Annotated in this window: 12 protein-coding genes; 6 read left to right on the forward strand and 6 right to left on the reverse strand. The window is 38.2% G+C overall.

Annotated elements, in window-relative coordinates; translation table 11 throughout:
- Window positions 1–66 precede the first annotated feature (66 nt).
- The gene (locus tag ANA7108_RS0126365; protein ID WP_016953834.1) at window positions 67–2,460 is read left to right on the forward strand and encodes a tetratricopeptide repeat protein; all 2,394 of its coding nucleotides are present in this window, start codon (window positions 67–69) and stop codon (window positions 2,458–2,460) included.
- A gap of 74 nt (window positions 2,461–2,534) precedes the next feature.
- Here the strand turns inward: ANA7108_RS0126365 and ANA7108_RS0126370 are convergent, their stop codons facing one another.
- Together ANA7108_RS0126370 and ANA7108_RS0126375 are read right to left on the reverse strand one after the other, a co-directional pair.
- The gene (locus ANA7108_RS0126370; protein ID WP_016953835.1) at window positions 2,535–4,133 is read right to left on the reverse strand and encodes a helix-turn-helix transcriptional regulator; all 1,599 of its coding nucleotides are present in this window, start codon (window positions 4,131–4,133) and stop codon (window positions 2,535–2,537) included.
- Window positions 4,134–4,458: 325 nt separating this feature from the next.
- A complete protein-coding gene (locus ANA7108_RS0126375; RefSeq protein WP_026104476.1) occupies window positions 4,459–5,562 on the reverse strand; it encodes a hypothetical protein in 1,104 nt (367 codons plus the stop codon).
- 1,011 nt (window positions 5,563–6,573) lie between these two features.
- Here ANA7108_RS0126375 and ANA7108_RS0126380 point away from each other — a divergent pair.
- Both ANA7108_RS0126380 and ANA7108_RS0126385 read left to right on the forward strand, forming a co-directional pair.
- On the forward strand, window positions 6,574–7,002 hold the full coding sequence (locus ANA7108_RS0126380) for a helix-turn-helix transcriptional regulator (protein ID WP_016953837.1): 429 nt from the start codon (window positions 6,574–6,576) through the stop codon (window positions 7,000–7,002).
- Between the two features lie 701 nt (window positions 7,003–7,703).
- Window positions 7,704–8,399, forward strand: a complete 696-nt coding sequence (locus ANA7108_RS0126385; RefSeq protein ID WP_016953838.1) for a response regulator transcription factor — start codon at window positions 7,704–7,706, stop codon at window positions 8,397–8,399.
- Window positions 8,400–8,402: 3 nt separating this feature from the next.
- Here the strand turns inward: ANA7108_RS0126385 and ANA7108_RS0126390 are convergent, their stop codons facing one another.
- From ANA7108_RS0126390 to ANA7108_RS0126400, 3 genes are all read right to left on the reverse strand, one after another.
- Window positions 8,403–9,041 (reverse strand): DUF6753 family protein, encoded by a 639-nt coding sequence (locus tag ANA7108_RS0126390; protein WP_016953839.1) that lies wholly within the window; start codon window positions 9,039–9,041, stop codon window positions 8,403–8,405.
- Window positions 9,042–9,340: 299 nt separating this feature from the next.
- On the reverse strand, window positions 9,341–10,147 hold the full coding sequence (locus ANA7108_RS0126395) for a hypothetical protein (protein WP_042490695.1): 807 nt from the start codon (window positions 10,145–10,147) through the stop codon (window positions 9,341–9,343).
- Window positions 10,119–10,994: an AAA family ATPase gene (locus ANA7108_RS0126400; RefSeq protein ID WP_016953841.1), complete on the reverse strand. Its 876-nt coding sequence runs from the start codon at window positions 10,992–10,994 to the stop codon at window positions 10,119–10,121. Before ANA7108_RS0126400 ends, ANA7108_RS0126395 begins: the two co-directional genes overlap by 29 nt.
- Before the next feature lie 580 nt (window positions 10,995–11,574).
- On the opposite strand from ANA7108_RS0126400, the gene ANA7108_RS0126405 reads away from it, so the two are divergent.
- A complete protein-coding gene (locus ANA7108_RS0126405) occupies window positions 11,575–14,763 on the forward strand; it encodes a helicase-related protein (protein ID WP_016953842.1) in 3,189 nt (1,062 codons plus the stop codon).
- A 186-nt stretch (window positions 14,764–14,949) separates the two neighbouring features.
- Entirely contained in the window at window positions 14,950–19,257 is a 4,308-nt protein-coding gene (locus tag ANA7108_RS0126410; RefSeq protein ID WP_016953843.1) for a hypothetical protein, read from the forward strand.
- Between the two features lie 131 nt (window positions 19,258–19,388).
- Here ANA7108_RS0126410 and ANA7108_RS0126415 read toward each other — a convergent pair whose 3' ends face one another.
- Window positions 19,389–20,276 (reverse strand): hypothetical protein, encoded by an 888-nt coding sequence (locus tag ANA7108_RS0126415; RefSeq protein WP_016953844.1) that lies wholly within the window; start codon window positions 20,274–20,276, stop codon window positions 19,389–19,391.
- A gap of 18 nt (window positions 20,277–20,294) precedes the next feature.
- Between ANA7108_RS0126415 and ANA7108_RS0126420 the strand changes: the two genes are divergently transcribed.
- Complete coding sequence (locus ANA7108_RS0126420) at window positions 20,295–26,030, forward strand: DEAD/DEAH box helicase (protein WP_016953845.1); 5,736 nt, start codon at window positions 20,295–20,297, stop codon at window positions 26,028–26,030.
- The last annotated feature ends 28 nt before the right edge of the window (window positions 26,031–26,058 follow it).

A 26,058-nucleotide genomic window follows, 5' to 3' on the forward strand; every position in this document is an offset into this window, starting at 1 on the left:
GCCGTAAACACTGCTACACACAGGTGTTAGTCTTGATAAACAAGCTAGATAAACATTTGTTTACGGATGACTAAACAGAGATTTGAAACAGCATTGCAACAGCTAAAACCAAGACGTAGAGAGGTTTTAGAGCTTTTTTTAGCTGGTAACACTGATCAGGCGATCGCTAAATCCTTAGTTATCGCTGAAACTACCGTAAGGCAACATATTAGAAAGATTTGTCAAGACTTCGGCTTAAAAAATGGTTTTGATGATGATCGAACTTCACAACGAGCCAATTTAATGGCCTTATTTGCTCAATACAAGCCTGATTTACTACATAAACCAACGGTTACAGAAAGCCAAAATCAGGCTAGTGACAGTATTTTGCCCTCTCATACATCTACATCTAATAAGCAAGAGGCTTGTTCTACGGAATATGATCCTAATTTCGTGGGACGTAACGACGATATCGCACATCTTAACAACCTCATCAACAAAGGTGCAAAAATTATCCAAATCATCGCACCTGGAGGAACTGGTAAAACTATTTTAGCCAGTAAATATCTACAAAGTAAGTTTAAAACAGTCTTAGAATTTCCTATTGGTAAAGAAATAAAAGATATTGCCTCAATAGAAAATCTTTTAGAATTTAATTTGCGTAAATTAGGAGAAGAACCCGGAAAGGAGTTAATGGCATCTTTACAGCAATTAAAACAAAAACTCCAAACACAGGAAATAGGCATTTTAATAGATAACCTCGAACCTGCTTTAGATGCTTCTGGTAAGTTTATTGAACAGCATCGTAGTTATGTAGAATTGTTGCGAATTTTAACAGATTCTAGCATTAAATCTATTACTCTTATTACCAGTCGTGAGCGTCTTTGTGAGGGTTTGGACATTATCCTGTATAAACTGCCCAGTTTAAATTTAGAAGCATGGTCTGAATATTGGCATCATCAAGAAATTAACCCAGATACTCCCATATTAACTGAAATTCACAAAGTCTATGGTGGTAATGCTTTGGCTATGAAAGTATTATGTAATCCCATTATAAATGATTTTAATGGAGATATTATTGCTTATTGGCAAGAAAATAAAACCGACGAAAATTTAGAAGTTGAAACTGCGGTAGCTAATTTAATTAAGGAACAATTTGAAAGATTAGCTCATATTAATCTTGATGCTTATAATTTGCTTTGTCGGATGGGATGTTATCGTTATCAAGATGAATATGTTTCAACTGTACCAGAAAAAGGTGTATTCTGTTTAATTTGGGATGTAGTAAAAAATCAGCATAAAAGAATTATTAAAATTTTGAAAGAACGTGCTTTAGTTGAATTCAATAATGATGAGTATTCGTTACATCCTGTAATTCGCAAAGAAGCGATAGAAAGATTGAGAAATAATGAAGATTGGGAAAAAGCAAATACAGAAGCAGCAGAATTTTGGACTGAAAGTGTTGAAATTATTGAAAATGCCAAAGATGCTTTAACTGCTTTTGAAGCAAGTTTTCACTACTTGCAAATTAATAATATTGAAAAATTATCTTATACTCTTTGTCAAGAAAGAGGGAGTAATTTTGGTAATTTTGAAACTCTTAGTAGGGCTTTTTATAGAATTGGATTACTCAATAAAATGAATCAAATGATCCAACTAATTCTTAAAATTGATAATATTGATGAAAAAAAATATGTAAGTGAGTTGTACAATGCAGCAGGTAGTTTTTATTGGTTATCTGGCGACATACATGAAGCTATCAAATATTTTGATCAGGGTAAGAAAACTGCAATAAGGCATAATTATAATATTTTCACTATAATTTCTCTACTGAATTTAGGACTTTGTTATTTAGATTTATTTTTAATAGATAAATCAATTGAGATATTTGCTGATTATATGAATAAAATTGAATCAGTTTATAAATTTGAAGAAGATAGACAAAAACAAGAAATGATTTGGGTAGGTTATTTTTGTTTAGCTTTATTAAATTCATTAAAAAATGATTTAAAATCTTCTAGTTATTTTGTTGATAAAGCATATAAAGAAATTAATGCTGTTTACAGAATGACTCCTTGGACGAGAGGATATAGCTATATTTATTTATCTTTAGCATATAAAACATTAGGTGAAGTTCAAAAATCTTTTAATTTATGTAATCAAGCAATTATATATTCTAAAAATAGTAACTATCCTCAAGTAAAAGCAAAAGCATTAACAGGTTTAGCTGAACTTTATCGCATCCAAAACGAAATTGAAACAGCCCTTATCTATCATCAAGAATCAATCGAAATATTAGAAAAAATAGGTGCAAAGTGTGATTTAGCAGAAGCCTACTTTCAACTAGCATTAACCTATCAAAAAATAGGAAATAAAGCTAAAATTGAAGAACATTTTAACAAAGCAATATATCTTTGGAGTCCTGAACAAATAGACGCATCTGAGCAAATCAAACGAGTATTAAAAGCAATGAATAGTTAATATTTATAGATGTTCATAGATGGATTTCTAGAATCCCTATAAGCCATTCCTATTACCTCATAATTTTCAATAGCTTATCTAAAATTTAAAATCTCTTTAATTATAGCAGTATACTTTTCAGGAATAGGTGCATCCTTACCCTTAGTCTCAATATCCCTGACCCAGCTTTGACTCATACCTACAGCATTAGCAAAGTCTCTTTGACTTATTTTTTTAGCTGTTCTCATTTCTTTAACCAAGCTGCCAGTTATTTTATTGATAACAGTTATGGAAGTAACTGTTACTTTACCATTACTTGCTAATGAAGTTTTAGCTACGCTAGAATTATTTATGACAACATCAACCGGATTTTGTATTTTTACACCAGCTTGATTAGATTTTGTATTTTTTTGATTTTTTACTGATTCCTTATTATTTATCTGTGAAGGTGGTAACTTAAAATTTAACTTAGCAGGTAATAAAATATTTTGAATATAATTATCTGGTAACTTTTTTTTTCCTAGTAACTTTTGATTTCTTTCTTGAGGTGATAAATGAGCTATTTCATCTGGTATTGCCCACAAAGGTCTTAACCACATTGGGTAGGTTTGATCATCAAACTCAATCGTCATATTAACTTTATCTTTTAATAGCAGAAAAGCTTCTTCTAAATCTTCTCTCAATCGCCAACCATACCGATAATCACTGACTGCTTTTTCAATTTGAGAACCTGGTAAGATATTACTCAATAAATTATGAATTGTGTAAGTACCATTTTTATGAGCGCGATTATTTTGAATAATATATAAAGCAAGTTCAAAAGCTAGTTTATGTTTATGTGTATCTAAATCAAAGACTTGCTTAGGCATAAACCCACATTGATAGAGTGCAGTTTTTGCTTTTTCTCCTTCAGCATTGAGAAAATTATAAGTCCAAAGTCCAGGCTGTACACGAATGATAACTTCTAATAAATCTTCTGGTTCTTGAAATAAATTCGGTTGACTATATTCCTGTACACTTACCATCCACAGTAAACAACGTTCTTTAATACTAAGATTTAAATCGCCTTCGTACCATTGAATTACCGCTCCTAAAGTACCAACTACCATAGCCAAATCTGCTATAGCTTTGAGTTTTTGTGATTTACTGAGTTTTTTACTTTTATATATTTGCAGCGTCTTAATTAATTCTGAACCACGCAGGATAAAAGGCTGTTTCCAAGGTTCTTTTTGTTGTGTAGCATAAGTAGCAAATACTGCGTGTAATCTAGCAGCCATTACACCGTACTTTTCCAGGATTTGGTGTTCCGCACCATCCAAGATATATTGTGGTTGATGTGCTTGTTGGTGAAGTATGTAGAACTCGATATAACGACCTTTACCAAATTCTTTTGAGAAGTAAAGCTTGCCATCACTATATTTATTCCAATCAGGTTGTTTAAGGTATGCTTGGGTAGCACTAATAATTGGCGCACTTGTTGCTGTCATCTCGTAGTTGTTGTTTATAAATAGCGGTTGTTCTGTGAAAGGAAGGTTTTTAGCTTTCCTAAATCGTTTAGTAGCTACTGGTATTTGTGGATTAGCAATAGCGCCAGTTCCAGTTTTGCGTGTAGCATCTGCTGGGTAAGGTATTGCTAATTGATAACCTGATAATTCAGGTTTTGGATATCTTCTATTATTCTCTCTTACTGACACCAAAACTGTCCTCCCCCAAATTACCAAATGTTGACCTGATTAGAAGTTTCATTTCGCTGTAGATACTGTTAAAATTCAGAAATGTTGATTTTCATAAGCACAAGATTTATAGGCATACAAGGAAAACCCATATACCTTTAAATTTGTTATTTATTAATGAATTGCTACTTTTTTAAAACCTGCTACTTATAAGCCTCTTGCAACAATTAATCTTAATTAATCTTGGTTAAGCTATGGCTACGCCATTCAAGCTATCAAGGGTTTTTATTTGAATTTTCACTTCTATCTGCCTCAGATATTGTCTCTTGGCTTAAAATCCTGAATATTAAGCCACTTCTGAAACTACAGTACCTACGAAATTTTCATCAATATCTGTATTTTGCTTTTCATTCTCGTGTGAAAGCTTTTCTTCTACCAGTTTTGTCAACCAGTCCATAACAGTTAAACCTGAATCTTTAGCAGCATCTTGGAGCAGAGGTTGTAACTGTGCTGGAAGTTGTAAAGTCAGGTTAAAGGTTTCTCGTAATGGAATTACATTTTTTCTGACTTGAGAAGATTCTCCAAAGCGGTAAGTCCAGTATTCGCATTCTGCACCACGTTGGTTGCCGTCTTTCTCAACAAAGCTTAATTTACCCAGGCGATCGCAATAAAAACTTTGGTGATCATCTTTTATCAACTCTTGACTAGAATGACGGCAATTCCAGCAACTACGGTTTAATGATTGCTCAGAATTATCAGTTGATTGCTGTTGTTGCTCAAAAGAGTGCTTTTGCCTAGATTTATTTGCTGAGTTCTCACGATGGTACTCTCTGGCTACTTGGGCAACATGATCAGCTGTAACTTTTCCATTGGGGGCTGTAGAAACTGCTTTAGCCCAAGCTTCGCGTTGTTTTTCTGGGGGTAGTGTTACTAAAGGTCTGATTTGGCGTTCGTTCGTAGGCAGAATTTGATTTTGTGATCCATGGGTCACATTTACAAAACTTTGTGATCCACGGGTCACATTTTCATAAACCAATGCAGCTTGTATCAAGCGATAAGCAGACCGTCGGGACATTTCCCAACGGTTCAGGCAATATTCATCAAAGGTTTTGTAACTTTGCCGATAAAGCTGTTTATCTCGAATTTGGCCCAAAGATTGTCCGATGTCCCAAAAAGCTCTTAAACCCTTTTCAATTCTGTCCTCTAATCTACCTAGTTCGACTGTTATGGCTTCGCCACGCAGGCTATCACCTTCATTCAGATGATCCGCGCTGTTTGATAGGTATTGATTAGCTGCCTGATTTTGTTCAGAGTTCGTCTCCATTGGATCAATATCTTCGGCAACAGTAAGATTTTGTGTATCCAAAAAGATGGTAGAATTAGAAGATAACCCTGCTTGGTTCTCTCCTCCATTCATAGAGACTCGATTTAAGTCTATTGTGTACGTCATAACTTTAGATTTGAGAGTGATAACACCTTGTTTATTGACAGATGCTTTCTCAAGTAGATTTTGTTACTTGCCCCCTGCAATATTAATAATCTTGCACAGCGCAATATAAGTTGCATCTAAATTTATAATTTCTTAACAATTGATGTTGACTAAGATGGCACTAGGTCTCCCACTAAAACAGATGCAATAACCATTTCTAGTCGATGCAGTTCAAGTTTTCATATAGCGGACTGGAGTTTGATAAAATATGCTTATATATACTATAATATTTACTGACAAAGGATTTGTCTTTATTCACTCAATCGCACACTGCCATAATCCTCTTTTATCAACATTAGATAAATTAATGAAGTTGCGTTATTTTAGCCAACGAAGAATTAAGGTTTTACCCTACTTTGACCGAAGAGGGATAAGTACGGAAAGTATGGAAAATTTCGTAATTGCTCAATAATTTAGGGCAAAAATGATTGTTCACTCCCCCCTTTAAAATTGTTGAACCCCTTGATTTATTGTTGAAGATAGGTGAAGAGAGCGAATAGCTAATGGGTAAATAGCTCAAGAAAAACCTCAAAAGACGCAAAATCGTTACCGATACGGTAGTTCTTCCCAAATTATTGAGCTAATACAAAATTTTAACTTCTTACCTAATAAGGGTGATAAAATGTATTTCTTAGGAACAGCCCAACTAGAATTGAGTAGTTAGGCACAATTTAATAAAAAACCTCTCTTCAAACCTTTATCTTGTGATATAAGGAGCTTTCACTGCCTTTTCAAGGAGTCGGAGGGTTAGGTTTGTCATATTTTTTATCGCTTATTTACTTACAACACCTGTTAGGGATGAAAGAAACATATCGTGTTCTTATAATGATTTACCTGTTACCTGTTTGATTAGAACATTATTTGTCTTCACCAATCCTATCAATTAAGTAAAACGTGCGATAAAAATAAACTGTTGTACTTGTTGAAAAAGCAAAAGTAAATTTTATAACTGGTAGAACCAGGTTTTCTACTATGCAAAAACGTCATAAACGATTAGTCGAGTTAATTGAACATTTATTAAAAGAAGGCTGGACTCAAACAACTTTATCTGTAGAAATCGGTGTTGATTTTTCAACTGTATATAGATGGTTGAAAGGTAAAGCCATTCCCGAAACTGACTCTAAAAATTTCTTGCGTTTAGCAAAATTGAGTGGTGGTGATAGTGAAACTCTGCAACAATACTTAGAAGGTTATATATCTCTATCTACTTACCTTCAAAATTTTGATTTGGACAAAAACTCATTAAATACTGTTACAACCAGCAATAAATATCCTGTTGAACAAATTAAGAAGGAAGTCATGGCACGAATTTATACCCTAGATCCAGTAGATATTGCTGATATAATCAACACAAGTGTAAAATTTTTAGCAGAAAGTAGCAAACCAGCTATAAGAGCATAAGCTAATTATTAATAGTACAGCTTGTGCTGTTAATTGTACCACTACCAAAAGATATAAAAAAGGTATAAAAATTTTATAAACCGGAATTTGATGTCAAGTTCCATTGGGAGCAGCGCGATTGTGTGAGGTGCTAAAAATTAGGGGTATGAATCACCTTTTTAATAGTGCGATGGCTACGCCCGCCGCAGGCATCGCAGTGAAATACTTGTTTTTATTGAGAATCGAGCTAAACCCTGATCTCAATTTTTCGCGTTGCTCCCGTTGTGGTTTTATATTAGTATACCCAGTATTTTAAAATACCCAAAATAACTTGGCTGTATTTTGTTGTGTTCTGCGGAGGTAAAGGTACAAAAATTGATTTTTCTTAGGTAATTTCTCTCTAATCTTTATGTAAATGCCATTCAAAAAAATAGCACCCAAGATATAGAGGGCTAATCTAGCCTTACCTAGAGAAATTTAATAAAATTCAATCTTTTGGATGTTGTTTTTCTATCTTTAGTTTGATATTGAAATTATTTAAATTTTTTCTTTTTGATAATTATTAAACACACCCATAGAGTTTACTCTATAGGTGAATCTTAAGAAAATATTAAATTAATATATTTGTCATCTATCTAACTTAATAGATAAGTTAGCATTTCTAAATATCATCATTAATACTGCCAAATCAGAAGAAACCGCAAACATAGTAGGTGAACAACATGATAAAAACAGTAATTATCGATGACCATGAGTTGAGTAGATATGGTATCAATGTGTTACTTACGGCTGCTCATGATATCGAGATTTGTGGGGAAGCTGAAACAGCATCAGAAGGACTCAAACTAATAAAAACTTATACTCCACACATAGCTCTTGTTAATCTGCATCTTCAAGATGATAGTGGTATTGAAGTCGTAAAACAAATTAAGCAAGTATCATCAATCACTAAAATAGTGATTTTTAATGCTCAAGCTATGGAAGACTCTGTTAGAGAAGCTTTCGCAGCAGGTACAGATTCATATTGCACAAGGACGATAGCTAAAGAAAAGTTAGCAGAAGCTATTTATGTGACACACAAAGGAGGAAATTGGTTAGATTCTGCGATCGCTAAAATATTAATTCAAAATTTGCAACCTCAATCAGTAGTTGTGACTCCCAGCTTGAAAATAAAACGAGTTTGTCGGCAATATTCGCTTAGTTCTAGGGAATTGGAGATTTTGCAAATGATTGCTATTGGTGATAGAAACAATCAAATTGCCAATAAACTTTTTTTGAGTGTGGGTACTGTGAGGTCTCATGTCCATCGTATTCTAACTAAACTCGATTGTCAAAACCGCGCTCAAGCTGCTACGAAAGCAATTGTAGAGGGACTGATAGATAGTGCTGAAATGGATCAAATCAGTTTAACGGCTTGATTTTTATTTTTGATTTAATTGATCTAGATAACGTTGTCGCTCGTCATTATTCACAACCCAAATCATACATCTGCCTTTCAATTGAGCTTTTTTGGCTCGACAAACACTCAGGTCAAAATCGTTCCATTTCATAATTTGACGAGCAAATTCTCCGTCTTTTGACTTAGCCCAATTCAAAGTTTCTTGTTCTTCTACAGTCAAGCGAACTGGTTCTGTTAACCCTCTACCTTTCCAAATAAAAATTATATTACCAGCCAGCATAACGACACCAAACACACCAGATAATACCAGGGCAGCGGCTATTAAAGGACTAAAGACGGGTCTAGATTTTTTTTGCTCAGTTTTACTCAACAAGGTTGATGCTGCTTTAGCGATCGCACTTTTTTGTTGAACAATGGCTACACTTGATGCTTTATCGAGTTTGTCATCTATTTCTGTTGTCCAACCTTCGACTACTGTATTAAGTTTACCGGGAATGTCTTCCATTAAGACCTCAAATTTACCCAGGGAACTTAATACCAAAAACAATGGGTCTTTAGGATTGATACCAGAACGTCTCACTACATCGAGAACTTTTTGTTTAAAATGATCTGATTGTCCTGCTAATGTTGTATCTAAAGAAGCTTCTACAGAGGTGTTCATAAGTTCATGTTCCTTTTTTTATGTTTCTTGATAGAGATGATATAGTAATCAAACCTGATTCCTATATGTCAGTTTTTTATTGTGCTGAAATGGACAGAATTAATTACATATTGGTTATTTAGCAATTCTCTATCAGTCAAAAATTTTAGTCCAGATGTTTGTGTAATTAATTTTGTCCGATTACTTATATGCAGCTTCATATTAATTGGGTGGAAATCCTAAAATTGTTCTAAATTATGATTTTTATACGCATAATTTTATTCCCACTTTTTCCTGATTTTGAATATTTACAACAAAGCTTAAAAATCGCTATTTAATTGATTTTGTAAATCCACTGTTGATGTAATATTCAATAAACCCAATAATTCTCCAATATGTTTATTATTCTTAATTTGCCCACTAAATTCTTCCATCCAATTAAAAACACGAGAACGGTTCATAGAATCTATTTCGTAATTTTGGAGGGCATAGTTATAAGGTGAATCCAGAGATTCTAATAATTCATAAGTATCTCTCCATAACTTTCCCAAATATAATTCATTGTTTTCACTTGCTTGGATACGCTGTTGGATATCAGAACCATCATAGTAAGGAAATTCGTCACCAAAATACAGATTTTTGATAATGATGTAGTCTGCTTTATTTCCATAACAATTAAAAAGCTCTTGTAGATAATCTGTACAATCTCTCCGATAAGAAATTGGATGTACAAAGGTGATACGATAACTTAATTGTGCAATTGCATCCCACAGCATTACTTCTTCCGCAAATTTTCGGAATTCTTCAAAACTTTGTCCGGGTAAATCACTTAAAGCTACTTGCACATCAGAAAAACTCTCTAAATCAATTAATAATTGGTCTGCACCACCTTGGGTTAAGGGCAATTGAGCAATAGGTAATAATAGCTGATAAGCATATAACTTATTGCGATTACCACTGTAATAAACTCTGAGATTTAGTTGTGATTCTAGATAAATCTCTATCAACAAACGTGCTGTTGTTGACTTACCTACTCTAGCATCACCAACTGTCATTACTAGTCGTTTAGGATTGGGGATAATTCCTGGATTATTTTGGCTATGCGGCTTGATCTGTGATGACTGCATTTTCTTTTATCCCCAATAATTCATTAGCATTCAACACGCTTTGCTCAAATTCTTTCAACCAAGCTGAAACACGAGATTTAATGACAATGTTGGCTTGTTTATCTTCTAAAACTTCACTAAAAGTCAAGTTCTTTTCATCAATATAGTCATAGGGTTTGAAAAACAAATCAGGCATTTTAATTTCTACTGCACCAGCATCTAAAAGTTTAGTGCGAGTATCAGAACTGTCGTAGCGTTCAAACTTATCAGCTTCACCGTGAAATAGATTTTTTACAACTACATAATCAACGCGATCGCCACAGTATTTGTGAAGAATTCGTAATATATTCACTGAGTCTTTTACCCTAGATAGTACACTCACCATTGTGACTCTGTATCCTAAGCCTTTGACGGCATCAAATACACCCAAGTCTTTCTCAAAATTCTCAAAAAACAGACCTGACTGGGCTGGTAAATCTACTAATACCAATGGGGGAAGTTCTTTTTCTAAGTCTATTAGTAAGTCATCTGCTCCACCTCTTGTAAAAATATCAAGTAGCTTGACTCCAGGTTGTGCTGAGTCGTAGTGTCTATACAATTGGGCATTGCGATGATCTGAGTCATAAGCTAAATACTTTAACTGTTTGTTGATATATAAATGTAGCAATCCCCTTGCAAATGTGGATTTACCTACACCTCCTTTATCCCCTGTGATAATTACTATTCTTCCTGTTGGATCAGTTTTATTTTCTACTGTTTCAGTATTTGTTGTTACCTGTCGATTTTGTGTAGTATCTTCATTTGATTGATTCTGTTCATTTTCATTCACATTTTCATTCACGGTGATTTTTTTCCTTTTTCTAGTCATAAATTAAGCAATGATTTGCTTCAATTTTGAAGATATTCTGGTAATCAAAGAGATAAACTGCAAACTGCCTTTTATCTGAGTTAAGTTATGATTAACTACCGTTGAATTTTATTTTCAATTTTTATTAAATGTGTCAGTTGTATTTTTACAGGTTATTGACTTATTTAAAAACCATCATTTGATGTAAAGTGGTAGGCTTTTTGATGTATTTCATTTTGATTGATTATTCCTAAATTCAATTTCTACTCCAATCAGTGCTTCTGTGAAGTGCTGCATTAAATTTGAAGTCAGATAAATTTGGTTAAGTACTAGGACAGAATTAATTACACAATGTCATTGCGAATGGAACGCAGTGGAATGACGCAATCGCAAGGGCTGGGATTGCTTCGCTTCGCTCGCAATGACTGTAAATATTTTTGTCCAATTACTTAAAACTTGTCTTGATCTCGTTGATTGACGTAGTTCTTTTGTCTGCGCTTTCCATTCCAGCTTTACTCGCGCAAAAAATGCGAAGATAAGCTAAGTTGGCTACTACGGTTTTCTGTTATATTTCCTGGATGGAAGGGATGAAAAAACGAGCATGACAAACTTGCTGGCTGGAACAGAAGTCCAAGCGCGAAATATGCGCTGGGAAGTGGTTAGCACTACCCAATTAGGACAACAAACTCTCTACCGTCTGCGGTGCTTGGAGGGAGAATTACGAGGTAGTGAATTTGATATTCTCTATCCTTTTGAATCTGTAGAGCCAGTAATTCGTGATTTGCGTCCAGATCGTGCCGCCCCTTTACGTAATTGGTTAGTTTATCATCAAGCATTTTTGTTGGAACAAGCACTGGGATCTGATGTCTTACTTGCAGTTCAGCCTGGTCGTCTTTGCCTTGAACCTTATCAACTCGTTCCCGTACTGCGGGCAATTAAGATGAGTCGAGTGCGGTTGTTATTGGCAGATGGGGTAGGTTTAGGGAAAACCGTTCAAGCAGGTTTAATTATTACTGAGTTGATGGCGCGGCGAGTAGCGCACCGGATTTTAATTGTCTGTCCAGCTGGTCCACTATTAGAACAGTGGAAGTTAGAAATGGCAGAACGGTTTGGTTTACGGCTGGATGAGGTAAATCGAGCTTCTTTAGAAGAAATTAGGCGCAGTACAGAGTTAGGTGCTAATCCTTTTGACCATATTCCCCTGGGTATTGGTTCTATTGATTTTCTGAAACAGGAAAAGATCGTTGATTTATTGGAGAGGGCTAGTTATGACATGGTGGTGCTAGATGAAGCCCATCACTGTATGGATTTGGGTGCTATTGAAGATAAGGAAGATTCTCAACGTCGCCGACTCGCACAGGCTTTAGCGCGTCGTTGTGATTCTCTGTTGTTACTTACTGCTACTCCCCATGATGGCAATGATCGCTCGTTTGCTTCTCTGTGTGAACTGCTTGACCTTTCCTTAGTTGATGGTAGAGGAAATTTAAGGGGCGATCGCTATCGTTCTCATGTTGTCCGTCGTCTCAAATCCCACATCCCCAACCGCTTTAAAAACAGGATTGTTGAACCAAAACCCGTAATTGCTGACGCTATAGAACACCCAAATTATATAGCTTTACAACAGGGTCTTTTAGAATTATTAGCCCCTGAATTACGTAGAGCTTTTCAGAAAAAACGCTACAGTGATGTTTTGGCTTTTCTGGCATTACTCAAGCGCAGTGTCTCCACAGTAGCAGCCTGTAAATCTACCTTAACCGTCGTAGCTGAGAGATTTCAACAATTACTGACAGAAGGTTCAGAAACCCAAGAAAGCCGTCGGCAAAGATTGCGGACATTACGGGAATACTACCGCAAATTAGAACGTTTTGGCGCTGTTAGTTTTGAAGAAGAAGAGGAGCAATCAGCCCTAGAAGCCGAAGAATTAGCCCAACAACTAGCAGATTTACAGCGGGAGGTACGTTCAGAATCATACTCTCTCTCCCGTATTTCTGACTTCGTAGCAGCCTTGGATAACTTGGTAGACTTAGCTGAAGCTGCTATCATCCAAGATCCAAAGTTACAACAATTAGTTCAGGAAGTGCAGGAAATTCGCTCACGCATTCCCCAAGAAAACGTACTAATTTATACAGAATATACTACAAGTCAACGAGCCGCCTTAATAGAATTACAAAAAGCAAATATTGGTGAAGTGCTAACTCTGAGTGGTAATGATAGTGATAAAGTCCGATTAGAAATTACTGATCGTTTCCGTACAGAAAATGATTTAGTGCTAGTTAGTACAGACACAGCCGCCGAAGGTTTAAACCTCCAACAACGCTGTCATCACTTGATACATTTAGAATTACCCTTTAATCCTAATCGTTTAGAACAGCGTAATGGACGTATTGACCGTTATGGACAAGAATTTGACCCAGTAGTGCGTTACTTATTTCTGCGCGGTACTTTTGAAGAACGGATTTTACTCCGATTAATTGCTAAGTATGAACGCCAAAGAGCTAGTTTAACCTTTGTTCCCAATACATTGGGAGTAACTACTTCTACTGATGCTTCAACAGCGCGGTTATTACAAGGATTGATGGCAGAAGACCAAAAACTATTTGCCGAAGATACACCGCTATTAGTAGATTTTACCACTGCTGATGAAAATGCAGGTACAGATACAGCAACTAGAGAACTGCTAGAAGAAATAGACCGTTCTCTCAAAGGGTTTCAGCAAGCAGCACGCACTCATACCTGGTTGGGAGATTTGGGGATGAATGCCCAAAAACGCTGGTTAACAGAAGCTGATGCCGCCAAAGCCAAAGGCGATCGCACTCTTGCGGTAGACTTAATTAGTTTTGTTCGTGATGCTGTTCTCCTAGATGGGGGGGACTTTCGCCCAACTCCACACCCAGAAATTTTTACAGTTATACTTCCTACAAATTGGAGTTATGGACTAGACGAATTACCCGGTTATGATGCTAATACTCGTTGTTTACGCCTCACGACTAATTTAGATATTACCCGTGATGACCAGAATCGCACTGTAGGCTTTTTAGGTCGCGCCCATCCCCTAGTCAGACGTGCTTTAGATCGTGTCCGTAATTTATCCTTTGGTGGTGCTGACCGCCATAGTCAGGATACCCGTGCTAGTGTGGTTAAAGCTGATGTTCCTAACCCAACCTTACTATTTACCTTTTTGGGACGGGTGGCCAGTCGTGCTGGGTCAGAATTTGAGCAAGTGTTGGCTGTGAAAGTTATATCTGACGGCCAAACAGAATTTTATGATCAAGCTGACCAATGGCTATTCTTGGCAGACCCAAAACGGGCGGTCAAAACTACAGATATTTGGCAAAATTACTTTCAACAGGGATGGGAAACTGCCAAAAATCAAGGACAACAGATAGCAGAAAATAATTGGCAATCTATCGCTGCTAAATTGATTCAAGAACGCACCTACGAATTAGAAACAGAGAAATTGCGTCAAACTGAATGGTTGCAACAACGCTGTCAAGAAATTACTGGATTACAAGAGGAAACCGGAGTACAACTGAGTTTATTAGACACTCCAGATCAAAACGGGCAAACTTTAGTACCATCGGCAGCACCACCAGCTTGGATGACAGAAACCGAACCTGTAAAACGGTTAGCGGTATTTGCTAAAGATAGTAATCAACCGATGAAACTGCGAAGTGAAGCCGATGGAGGACTAAGAATTTATCATCAAAGATTAGCAATATTAGAGTCAAAATTAGCACTGTCTACACCAGAAATTATCCCATTAGGGGTATTGATGTTAATACCTGATTAGGCTTTGGAGTAGAAGTCAGAAGTCAGTTAGTTAGTTAGTTAGTTAGTAGGGGTTTAGCAATGCTAAACCCTTACAACAGAAAACCGCCAGGGAATTTATTCCCTGCACCCTGCACCCTGCACCCTGCACCCTGCACCCTGCACCCTGCACCCTGCACCCTGCACCCTGCTCAACACGACATAACACATGGCACTTGAATTTCTCCAACACTGTACTTTTACTGGCCCAGCACTACCAGAACCCTTTGTTAGATTTGAGTTAGAGAAAGAACTAACTAAAGCTAAACTTTTACCTAAAAATACGGGTAAAGAAGGGGAAACACTGCAAACAACTTGGCAGACATATTGCCGTAAATTGCGGGAATTGGCGACTAGAGGTGGTGCAGTGCGGGTGAGAAATCATGTAATTTCACCCTTGCTGAAGTTGTTGGAATATGACCACATTGAATCAGCAGGGGAAGTTTCAACCCGTGAAGGATTAGAGTCTGGAGGTGAAGTATTAGTCACAGCGGATGGAAAAACCAAGTTACGGGTTTGGTGTACTGACTTTGAAATTGATTTAGATGCCCCAGCACGGAGGGGTAGTGCTTATCGTTATAGTCATTTACGCAGCGCCCAGCGGGTTTTACTCACCTGTGGCGAACGGTTGGGATTATTGACAAACGGTGTAGAATTACGGTTGTTGATTTCTGATCCAGCACGGCCAGATTCTCAAATTACCATTGCTATTGACCCCTATTGGAAGCGTAACCGCAATTTACCTGATTCTTTTTTGCTGTTGTTAGCTTTAGCATCTCCTAGCGGGGTAAAAGCGTTACCAGATTTGGTGGAAAAAGCGCGGTTACAACAAGCGCGGGTAACAAAGGAACTGCGAGTACAGGCGCGGCGTGCAGTTGAAAGCTTTATACAAGAGATTTTAGATCATCCAGCAAACCAAGGATCTTTGGAGGATACTGAAAGTTGGGAGGGGTTAGCGAAGCAGCTATGGAAAGAGGGGTTAATTATTATTTACCGACTGCTGTTTATCTTGAAACTAGAAACTAGCGACAATACAGCACAGGCGTTTAGTTTTGCTTCCACAAGTTTATGGCGGAATAGTTTTTCTCCCAGTACAGCCTTAGCGAGTTATGCCAGAAATGTCTTAGATGATGGTTGGGAAACAGGAAGTTTGCTAGAATCTGGAATGCGATCGCTCTTTAAAATGTTTGCAGAAGGACTTTCTTGCAGCGAATTATCTGTAAAACCCTTGGGTGGCGCATTGTTTGGCGTTGATAGTACACCCATTTTATCTAGTTTAACTTGGGGAGAGAGAGCGATTGCTCATTTATTAGACCAGTTATTATGGACAACAGCCCAACGCGGTACAAAAACACGGGAACGGGTACATTATGGACCTTTAAACGTGGAAGATTTAGGGCGAGTTTATGAAGCATTATTAGAATTAGAACCAGGAATTACTACAGAACCAATGTGTCGTTTACGGCGACAAAAACTAGAAGTAGTATTACCCATTTCTCAAGGTGAAAAATATCGCCCAGTTCGTAGTGAAGACTTCACTCCTCAAGACATAGAAGAAGACGACGAAGAAATAGAAAACGAAGAGGAAGAAGAAACACCAAAACGCGGTAAAAAAACTAAAGTTGAATGGATAGAAGAAATTCCCCCTAACCGTTTTTATTTGCGCGTAGGTTTAGGCAGAAAAGCCAGTGGTTCTTATTATACACCTCATTCTTTTGTGCGGTTTTTAGTTAAAGAAACTCTAGAACCGCAAATTAATGAACGTTCCCCCCAACAAGATCCCAAACCTGGAGAAATTCTCAAATTAAAAGTATTAGATCCTTCAATGGGAAGCGGACACTTTTTAGTAGAAGCTTGTCGGTTTTTAGGTGATAAATTATATGAAGCTTGTCGTTTGTGTGATGAGTTAGCAAACGAGGCAGAAAAACAAGCAGAACAAGCAAAATTCAACAATGATTTAGAGACGTTTACAAAAATGTCTCTCCTGTCCAAAAATTACCGTCAAAGAGTAATTGATTTACCAGATACGGATGATAAATTAGTTAAATATCTACCTTCATCTGCACCGGAGGGGGAAGAATCTGGTTATTCTCAAGATGAAGCAAAAGCCATCTGTCGGCGGTTGGTAGCAGTGCATTGTCTTTATGGTGTAGATAAGAATCCATTAGCAGTAGAATTGGCTAAATTATCCCTCTGGTTAGAATCTCATGCTGAAGGTTTACCTTTAACATTTTTAGATCATCGGTTGGTAGTGGGAGATTCCCTCACTGGTCCATTTTTTGAGCATTTATTGAAAGAACCGGGGACACAACATGATGTCCAAAAACTGCTTTGGCAAAATGTCAATCAGCAGTTTAAACAAGCAATCAATGAAGCATTAAAACACATTCGAGATTTAGAAGCCACTATTGGTATTGATATTTCTGATTTAATATTTAAACAAGCAGCCAAGCAAAAATTAGATATTGCTTTAGCACCCTTTAAAATCGTTGCGGCGGCTTGGGCTGGCGGGGTAATGTTGGGTGATAAAAGTGGCAATGTTGATTATTCTAATTTAGTCAATATTGTGGGAACAACGGGAGACTTACCGGAAGATTTAGCGGATAAACCTAAGTTATTAGAAATGATTGCACGGGGTTTGGGTGTGGAGAGTGTCCCCTCAAAGCGTGAGGATTTATTGGCGGTTTTAGTATCTGGTAAATGTGTGTCGGCTTTTCCTTATGATTTGGCTTTTGCTGAGGTATTTTATCCCACTGGGAGTTTAGATAATCGTCGCGGTTTTGATGCGGTTTTAGGCAATCCACCTTGGGATAGAATGTTACCAGCAGATAAAGAATTTTTTGCTGCTTATGATTTTAATATTTTAGAAGCACCCACAAAGCGAGAACGTACAGAAATAGAAAAACGACTTTTGAATGATCCTGAAATTGCAGCTAAACATAATGTTTATATTGGAGAATTTCGCAGTACAGAGAAATTGCTTAAAACAATTTATGAATATCAAATTGCGATTATTGACGGTGACAAAACTATTGGTAAACAAGACGCATTTCGAGCTTTTATGGAACGGAATGCTAAAATACTTGCTTCTTCCGGTTTAACTGGTGTTGTTGTTCCTTCAGCTTTTCATGCTAATGAAGGTGCTACTGGTGTTAGAAAACTTTATTTTGAAAATATGGCGTTTAAATGCTGTTATTCATTTGAGAATAAAAGAAAAATTTTTGAAATTCACGCCAGTTTTAAATTTGCTGTAATTATCGCCAAACGTGGAGGAATCACAAGCGAGTTCCCCTGTGCTTTTTATCTTCATGATGATGAATGGTTATTTGATGAAAGTAATAACCATAAATCGCTTCATTATACCCTTGATTTTGTTCAAAAAACAGGAGGTGAATATTTAAGTTTGTTAGAGTTGCGTTCAGAGAAAGATTTAGATGTTGCTAAAACTTGCTTTGCTAATGGTGAACCATTTGGTAAAGTTTGTGATGAGTTAGGTATTAAATTAGGTCGTGAATTAGATATGACAGATGATTCATGGCGTTTAGTTAACACAAAAGAACAAATTGGAATTAATCTTGATCCAAGAAAAGTAGATATACGTCAGAAAATTTTACAAGATCAATTAATACCATTATATGAGGGTAAAACTATCTGGCAATATGATGATTGTTGGGATGAAGCCCCTCGCTATTTAGTAGCACTTTCCAAGCTAACTGATATAAATAGAATTATTGAACGAACTGCTTTTTTTAGACTTGCTATTCGTCGAATAGCCAGTTCAACTAATGAAAGAACAGGAGTATTATGTCTTGTATCTCCACCTTGGCTTTCTGGAAATTCTTTATTTGCTGAACAATATCCGCAAAACAGACTTAATTTTGTTGCTTTATTATTATTGACTTTTGTAAATTCATATCCATTTGATTTTTGCTTACGTCAGATGGTAGCTGCTAATATAAATTTGTTTATTGTAAATAGAAATCCAGTACCTTCAGATGCACCAAAAACCTTCCTTTCTCATTCCGCCTTACGCCTAACCTGTAACCATACTGGTTACTTACCTCTATGGCGTGAACAACTTAACGAAGAATGGCGAGAACCCAACAAACCTCCCTTTACCTTTCCAGTTTTAGCAACTGAGGATGAACGCTGGGAAATTCGCGCCGCCATTGATGCAGTAGTCGCCCAAGCTTATGGATTAAACCGCCAACAATACGCCCATATTCTATCAACATTCAGCCACAAAAGTTACCCCAAAGCACCGCAATTGTGCCTTACATATTTTGACGCATTGCAAACAATAGGAATAGAAGAATTTACCCAAAAATATGATCCCTATTGGGATATTCCCCTCAACGAAAACCTACCCCAACCAGTCATAGAATTACCCCTTCCCAAGGAAAACCAAGTTTCCACAGAAGATGGAACATTTCAACTCACCAGCGAACCACCCAAGAAAACCCGACGCAAAAAATAGCAGGGAGAAAAAAGTTAAAATAATCAATTTGTATCCTGTAAATCCTGTAATCCTGGACATCCTGATTCAGACAAAAAAATATTATATAATTTAGATTGGGTTGTATCTTGAACCCAACCTGCTAAAAATAGTTAATTATTGAATCTTGCTAACAACTCCTCACGGGATAATTGTAAACACAAACGAGTATATTCCTCAGTTGGTAAATTTAGCAGATTATCCAGAATTCTGGATAATTCATCATCCAAATTTCCAAATTTTGCCCTCAACAAATTTTCCAAAACTAAACGCTGTCCTTGCTGTACACCTTCTTGTACAGCCTCAGCCCTAGCTTCTTGATAAGCTTCTGTTAAGTTCATAATTAACTCCTGGTCATCTTCTGTTAATATTTCCTGAGTTTGCACACTCACACGCCAACTAAAAACCAGTTCTAGAATATTGTGCCGCAACGGGTTTTCCGGTGGTAGTGCAACCAATTCTTTCACCGCTTCTTGTTGAACCTTCCCTCTTCCTAACAACCTACATAAAAGCGTTTCATCAGTGACAGGTAACTGGTTAATTGCCACTATCGCCGTTTTGAAAGCATAAGGCAGAAAAAATACCCCTGGTAGCCAATTATCTAAATCTAGTTTAGCTCCAAAACTCTCCAGTAAACCAGTAGAAGCAGAAGGAGCGAAAACCCATAAACTTGGTAAATTACCCTCTGGTAAAGAAGTATTTTCCCGTTTGGCTTTGCGTTGCAACTCCCCATAGACAGAAAAAAGCTTTATGATACAATTACGCACTTCAGTTTTACTTGGTTGGTTGCGAAAAGGCTCTAACAAAGCCGTACTTCTAGCTATTCTACCTAGTAACCCTAAAGACAAAGGATTAACTGCTGGTGATGGTTCGGGAGAAAAGAAAATATCCACTTGACGAACTTCGTCAGTCACTTCCCGACTGACTTCCACTTTTCCCAAAGGTGACAGAAGTTCTTCTAAATATTGTTTCGCAAATTGGTCGTGTTGCTGTCGGGTCATTAATCTACCTTAACATCTATGAATAAACCTACATTTCAACTGCAAAATTTAATCTTACAAGGAGAAAACGCCCTAACTGCCATCAGTTCAGTTTTAGTACAAAATATTGCTCTTCTCGACTGCACCGACATAGAAAACCTGACTCCAGAACAACTCACATCCTTATTTTCTGCCATTCCCCCAACTTGGGATTTTAGCCAATTTAGCCAAGTTCTAGAACAACAAACCCTCACCCCTAAATTAACAGCACAATTTCAGCAATTTATTAATGACAGATTTAATGATAGCCAGGGAATTACATTAGTTGAATCAGACCTTGCACCAGATATAAAACCTCAAAACAATCACGATAATTTAGAAAACTTATCCAACAATTCTCCCCCCTCCCCTGCTCCTTGCTCCCTGCTCCCTGCCTCTTCCCCCCAGCCTCTTTCCCCCCTCCATCCTATCAAAGCTTTAGATAAAGTAATTGCTGAATATCGTGATTATTTATTAACAGAGTTTCGTGCTAAAGACTCCCAATTAAAAGCAGCTTTAGAAAATGCCTTAGACGAACCTTTATTTTTAGCTCAAGAACCCTTTTATCAAGCTCATCGTCCTTTTAAAACTGGCGCACCTTGGCATTCATTACCCATTGATGGCAAACTAGCCCAAGTAATGCAACAACGTTCTAAAAGCCAGTTTGCTTACTTACACCAAAGTCAAGCCATATCCCACCTGCTGAGTCAGTCAGCTACACCCTTAGTCGTTACTACAGGTACAGGTAGCGGTAAAACTGAAACTTTCCTATTACCAGTTATTCAAAATGCTATTGAAGATGCTATTCAATTTAAAAAATCGGGACTAACCGCCATTTTAGTTTACCCGATGAATGCCCTCGCCAATGACCAACTATTACGTATTGAAACATATTTGAAATCTTCTGGTTGGGATGGTGCTATTACTGTTGCTAAATATGACCGGGGTACTTCTCAATTACAACGTAACGCTTTACGCCAAAACCCACCACATATTTTATTAACTAATTATATGATGCTGGAATATTTGTTAGTTCGTCCAGCAGATCGAGAAAATATCTTTGCTAACCATCGTTGTCGTTTTTTGGTACTTGATGAAGTCCATACTTATCGGGGTACTCTGGGTAGTAACATTGCTTTACTGGTAAGACGACTCAAAACTCATCTAGCTAATGCTAAACAAGATTGGTGTGTTAACATTCCCCCAGAAATACAATTAAAACGCTATCCCCAACTTATCCCCGTTGGCACTTCTGCCACTATTAAAAGTGTAGATGCAGAAATGTCTCAAAAAGAAAACTTGCATGATGCAAACCCAATATCTCAAGCTGACAGAATTAGCCGTAGGGATGAAGCCGTTCAAGAATTTTTTAGTAAAATATCTGGTGCTATAAATTCTACTATTCGGGTAATTGGTGAAGAATTGGCAGAAATTCAGATACCCCTAGAAGCAGTATATTCTTCCCAACCAGTTACACTCCCAAATGTTGATGTCAGTAATGCAGAAGCTGTTAGACTTGCTCTTTGTGCTTTAGGCGGACAACCTGCAAATACACCAATCAACAAGGCCGTCTATCATTCCCGGCTGCTGTGGGATTTAAATCGCTGGCTGATTCGCTCCCCTTTATCCATATCACAAATTGTCGAAAAAGTCAAACAAGAAATAACTACTTATTCCCACTTTACCAACCAACAACTAGAAACTGAGATAAAAACTGCTCTATTAGTAGGTGCAGCCTTACCAGAAGGAACTCCCGCCGCTTTGCAACTCCGCGCTCATCGCCTGATTAGGGGTGGCTGGCAATTCCACCGTTGCATTAACCCCACCTGCGGCAAACTTTATCCAATGGGTGAAGAACGTTGTGATTGTGGCTATCAAACCGCTCCTCTCTACCTATGCCGTAATTGTGGAGCAGATTACCTGCGGTTTGCCGGAGAAGCCACAGCCGCACCTCTGCAACCTAGTGCCAGCCCAGGGGATGAGCCAGAATGGATGCTTTATGATACCAATCGTTTAAATAGTTATACAGATAATGAAGAAGACGATGAAGAACTAGCACCACCCTCTCCCACTGCTAAAAGTAGCCAAAAGCAACCCAAACAGATGAAAAAACGACCCATCTTGCACGGTTCTTTTGATATAAGTACCCTGTTCTTTAGTAGTGATGCCAACGAATATTCCTGGCGCGTTACCCTTGCGCCAGCGCGGACTCGTTGTTTATGTTGTAACGGTACAGCAGGTAGCCGCAACGTTATTACCCCTGTTGCTTTAGGAACATCCGCCGCCGTCAAAGTTTTAAGTGAGGGATTAGTGGAAGCTTTAGCTACTGCTAACCGGGGTCAACCGGAATATGATGGTAAAGAAAGGCTGCTAATTTTTAGTGACAGCCGCCAAGATGCTGCTCACCAAGCCAGATTTATTGTTTTTGCTAGTCGTTATGACAGAATGCGGCGACGAGTAGTGCAACTATTAAAATCTCAAGGGATACTTTCTTTGCAGCGCGTTGTGGAATTGTTGGGGCAAATAGGTATAGACGAACATGATAACAAATATGCACCCGCCAATTCTCAGGCTTGGTTGACAGATGAAGCTAAAGAAAGAATTCGCGCTTGGGAAGAAGCCCCCCTATTAGATGAAATCGCCATCACTGCTGGATATCGTGCCACTTTAATGAATTTGGGTTTAGTGCAAATTAAGTACCATCGCCTAGATGAATATGTGCAGACACAAGGCGCAGACATTGCTAGATATCTTGGTGTTTCGCAAGAGCATTTAGAATATATTTGCCGTTGCTTGCTTGATGAAATTCGCACTCGTGGCTGTCTTAACCGTGAGTTACTTCGTTATCACCCAGCCCATCCCAGTTGTCCCAAATATACTTTAGCTGCTGAGTGGGAACGCCGGATTAAGCAACCCCAAGGTTATGCTCTTTCAGGGGGACAACCTGTGGCTTACCTTGATAGTGCTACTGTTCCTTATGGTGTCAAAGTTAATAACCATTGGCGTAAACCTAAAGCTGGTGGTAGAGGACCCAGTTTAGAAAGAATTCTCAAACATCTACTATCTGGCTTTGGTGGCATAGAACCTACTGAAGAAAATATGATAGAACTGCTGGAATGGCTACAAAATGGTAGTTTCCTAGTAGCAGCCGAATTATACGGGTTTCGAGAAAAAATCAGCTTGTTGCAAATAAATGCCGAAATATTGCAAATGCAATTAGCTACAGCAGAACAGCGTTATCGTTGCCAAGTTTGTGCTACCCCCTTGTTAGGAACACGAGAAAAATACCCTTGTCCTCACTGTCATGGTAATTTAATCCATTGGCGAGAGTCCAATGTGTTGGAAAATCGTTATGTGAAGCGAATTCTCTCACCAGAGTTTATTCCCCTAGTTGCTGGGGAACATACCGCCCAAATTCCTAATGATGTGCGTGTAGATTTAGAAGAAGACTTTAAAGCTCAGGCATCAACATCAAAGGTCAATGTGTTAGCTTGTTCTCCTACTTTGGAAATGGGTATTGATGTGGGTGGACTAGATGCAGTAATTTTGCGGAATGTACCACCCCGCCCAGATAATTATGCCCAACGGGGAGGACGTGCGGGAAGACGTACCCGTATTGGTTTAGTCATCAGTTATGCTCGCAGTACGCCCCATGACCAGTATTTTTACGACCAACCAGGGGAAATGATTGCTGGGGAAGTACCAGCACCAGCTTTAGCATTAGGCAACCGAGATGTGATCTTTCGCCATCTGAATGCGATCGCTTTTGGTGCAGCCGAACCTGGATTAGCAGGTAAAATGGTTGATTATGTCTCTCCTGTCGGTGAAGTTCAGCAAGCAGCAGTAGACGCTTTGATTGCTGGAGTACAGGCACAATTTGAGCAAGCCATATCTACAGCTTTGTCCGCATGGGAAGGTAGTATTTTAACTGAAGCGGAACTAGATGAAACCGCATTGCGATCGCATTTGCAAAGTCTACCCCAGAGTATTCAGGATGTCATCAATCGCACAGCCAAACAAGTTGGAGAACTAAGAACCGCCTTAAATACTTACTCCCAAGAATTGCAAGGTGAACGTGCCGGAACTCGTGCAGGTCAACTTATTGCCCGTATCCTTGGTATTCAAACAGATAAACAAGCAAAGCAAGGTGAAGCAGATGACCGTTCCGCTGGATATCCTTTACGTAGATTTGCTGAATTTGGCATCCTTCCTGGTTATGAATTTCCTACTCAACCCGCCGCATTGCGACTTTTAGGCGATGACCATGAAGAAGACCCTGTAAGCGTAGCGCGTCGCTTTGGTATTGGTCAATTTCAACCTGATGCTCAAGTATTTGCCCGTACCAAACGCTGGAAAGTCATTGGTTTAGATAATTCCTCACCTTGGAATCCCAGAACCGAAAGTGCAACTTGGCTGTATAGATTATGTCATACTTGCCAGTTACGCTATCATGCTGATGAACCCTGTTGTCCTAGATGTAAAACCAGTACACCAGGACGTAACTTACCATCTGCTGAGTTTGCAGGCTTTTTAGCGCGACGAGATGAAAGTCCCATTCTTGATGAAGAAGAACGCTATGCCACTCGTAGTCTTGTCAAAACTTACCCGCAGTGGAATGGACAGATTGTAGCAAGATGGACAGTAGGCGCAGGCTGGGGACTACATCTGAGTCGGGATGAAGAGGTACGCTGGATAAATGAAGGATTACCTCCTAAAGAGAAAGACCGAGAAGAGGGTATTTCGCTGCTGCATGAGCAAGCTAAAGGTTATTTATTATGTAGTGATTGCGGACGGATGCTGCAAGATACAGACTTACAACAACAAGTTACTTCAGGACGGCGCAAAGCTCGTAAATCTGGTCAGGAAGATCCTTTCGGTCATGCTGAAAAATGTTCCCAAGCAGGGAAAAAACCACAACCATTAGCAATTGTCACTGCAAGTAAGGCGGAAATACTGCGGTTAACAATTCCAGTCCCTAAGTCTATAGAAGAAGATGATTTGCAGTCTTGGGGATTATCTCTCGGTTATGCACTTAAGGCTGGGATGCAGCATCAATATATGCTGGATGGTTCGGAAATAGATTTTGAGTTTGAGGGACCTTGGCAAGTTGAAGATAAAGACAAGCGTTATCATCTTGTATCTCTAACGTTTATAGACCCCAGTTTAGGGGGTAGTGGCTATCTCCGGCGTATAGCTAATGAGTTTCATTTAGTGGCAAAAAGGGCTAATGAACATTTGCAACATCCAAGATGTGAGACAGCTTGCTACCGTTGCCTAAAATCCTATCAAAATCAAAGGTATCATGAACTACTCAACTGGCCGCAAGCCATACCAGCCTTAACAGAACTGGAGAAAGCCCCCCTTGTTTCCCGTCCTTTAGAAACTGGCGATATCCAAGATCCTCTCCCTTGGTTGACAGCTTATGAAGCTGGTGTGGGTTCACCTCTAGAATTCAAATTTCTGCAATTATTTCAGAAACACGGGTTTTATCCACAAAAACAAGTACCAGTACCGATGGGTAATCCCATTTCTGTGGCTGATTTTGCCATCCCCGAACGCAGACTAGCTATATATATAGATGGAGCAGCATTTCATCAAGGGGGAAATAGAAGACGCGATCGCTTTCTTCGCGATCGCCTACGTAACGCTAATCCATCTTGGCAGGTTGTAGAGTTGGTGGCTGCTGACTTAGCTAAGGGTGCATCATTAGTAGAAGATTTGAAAAATTTAACATAGGCGAATATCTATTGTATTCTGACAATAT

Source organism: Anabaena sp. PCC 7108 (assembly GCF_000332135.1).
GTDB lineage: Bacteria > Cyanobacteriota > Cyanobacteriia > Cyanobacteriales > Nostocaceae > Anabaena.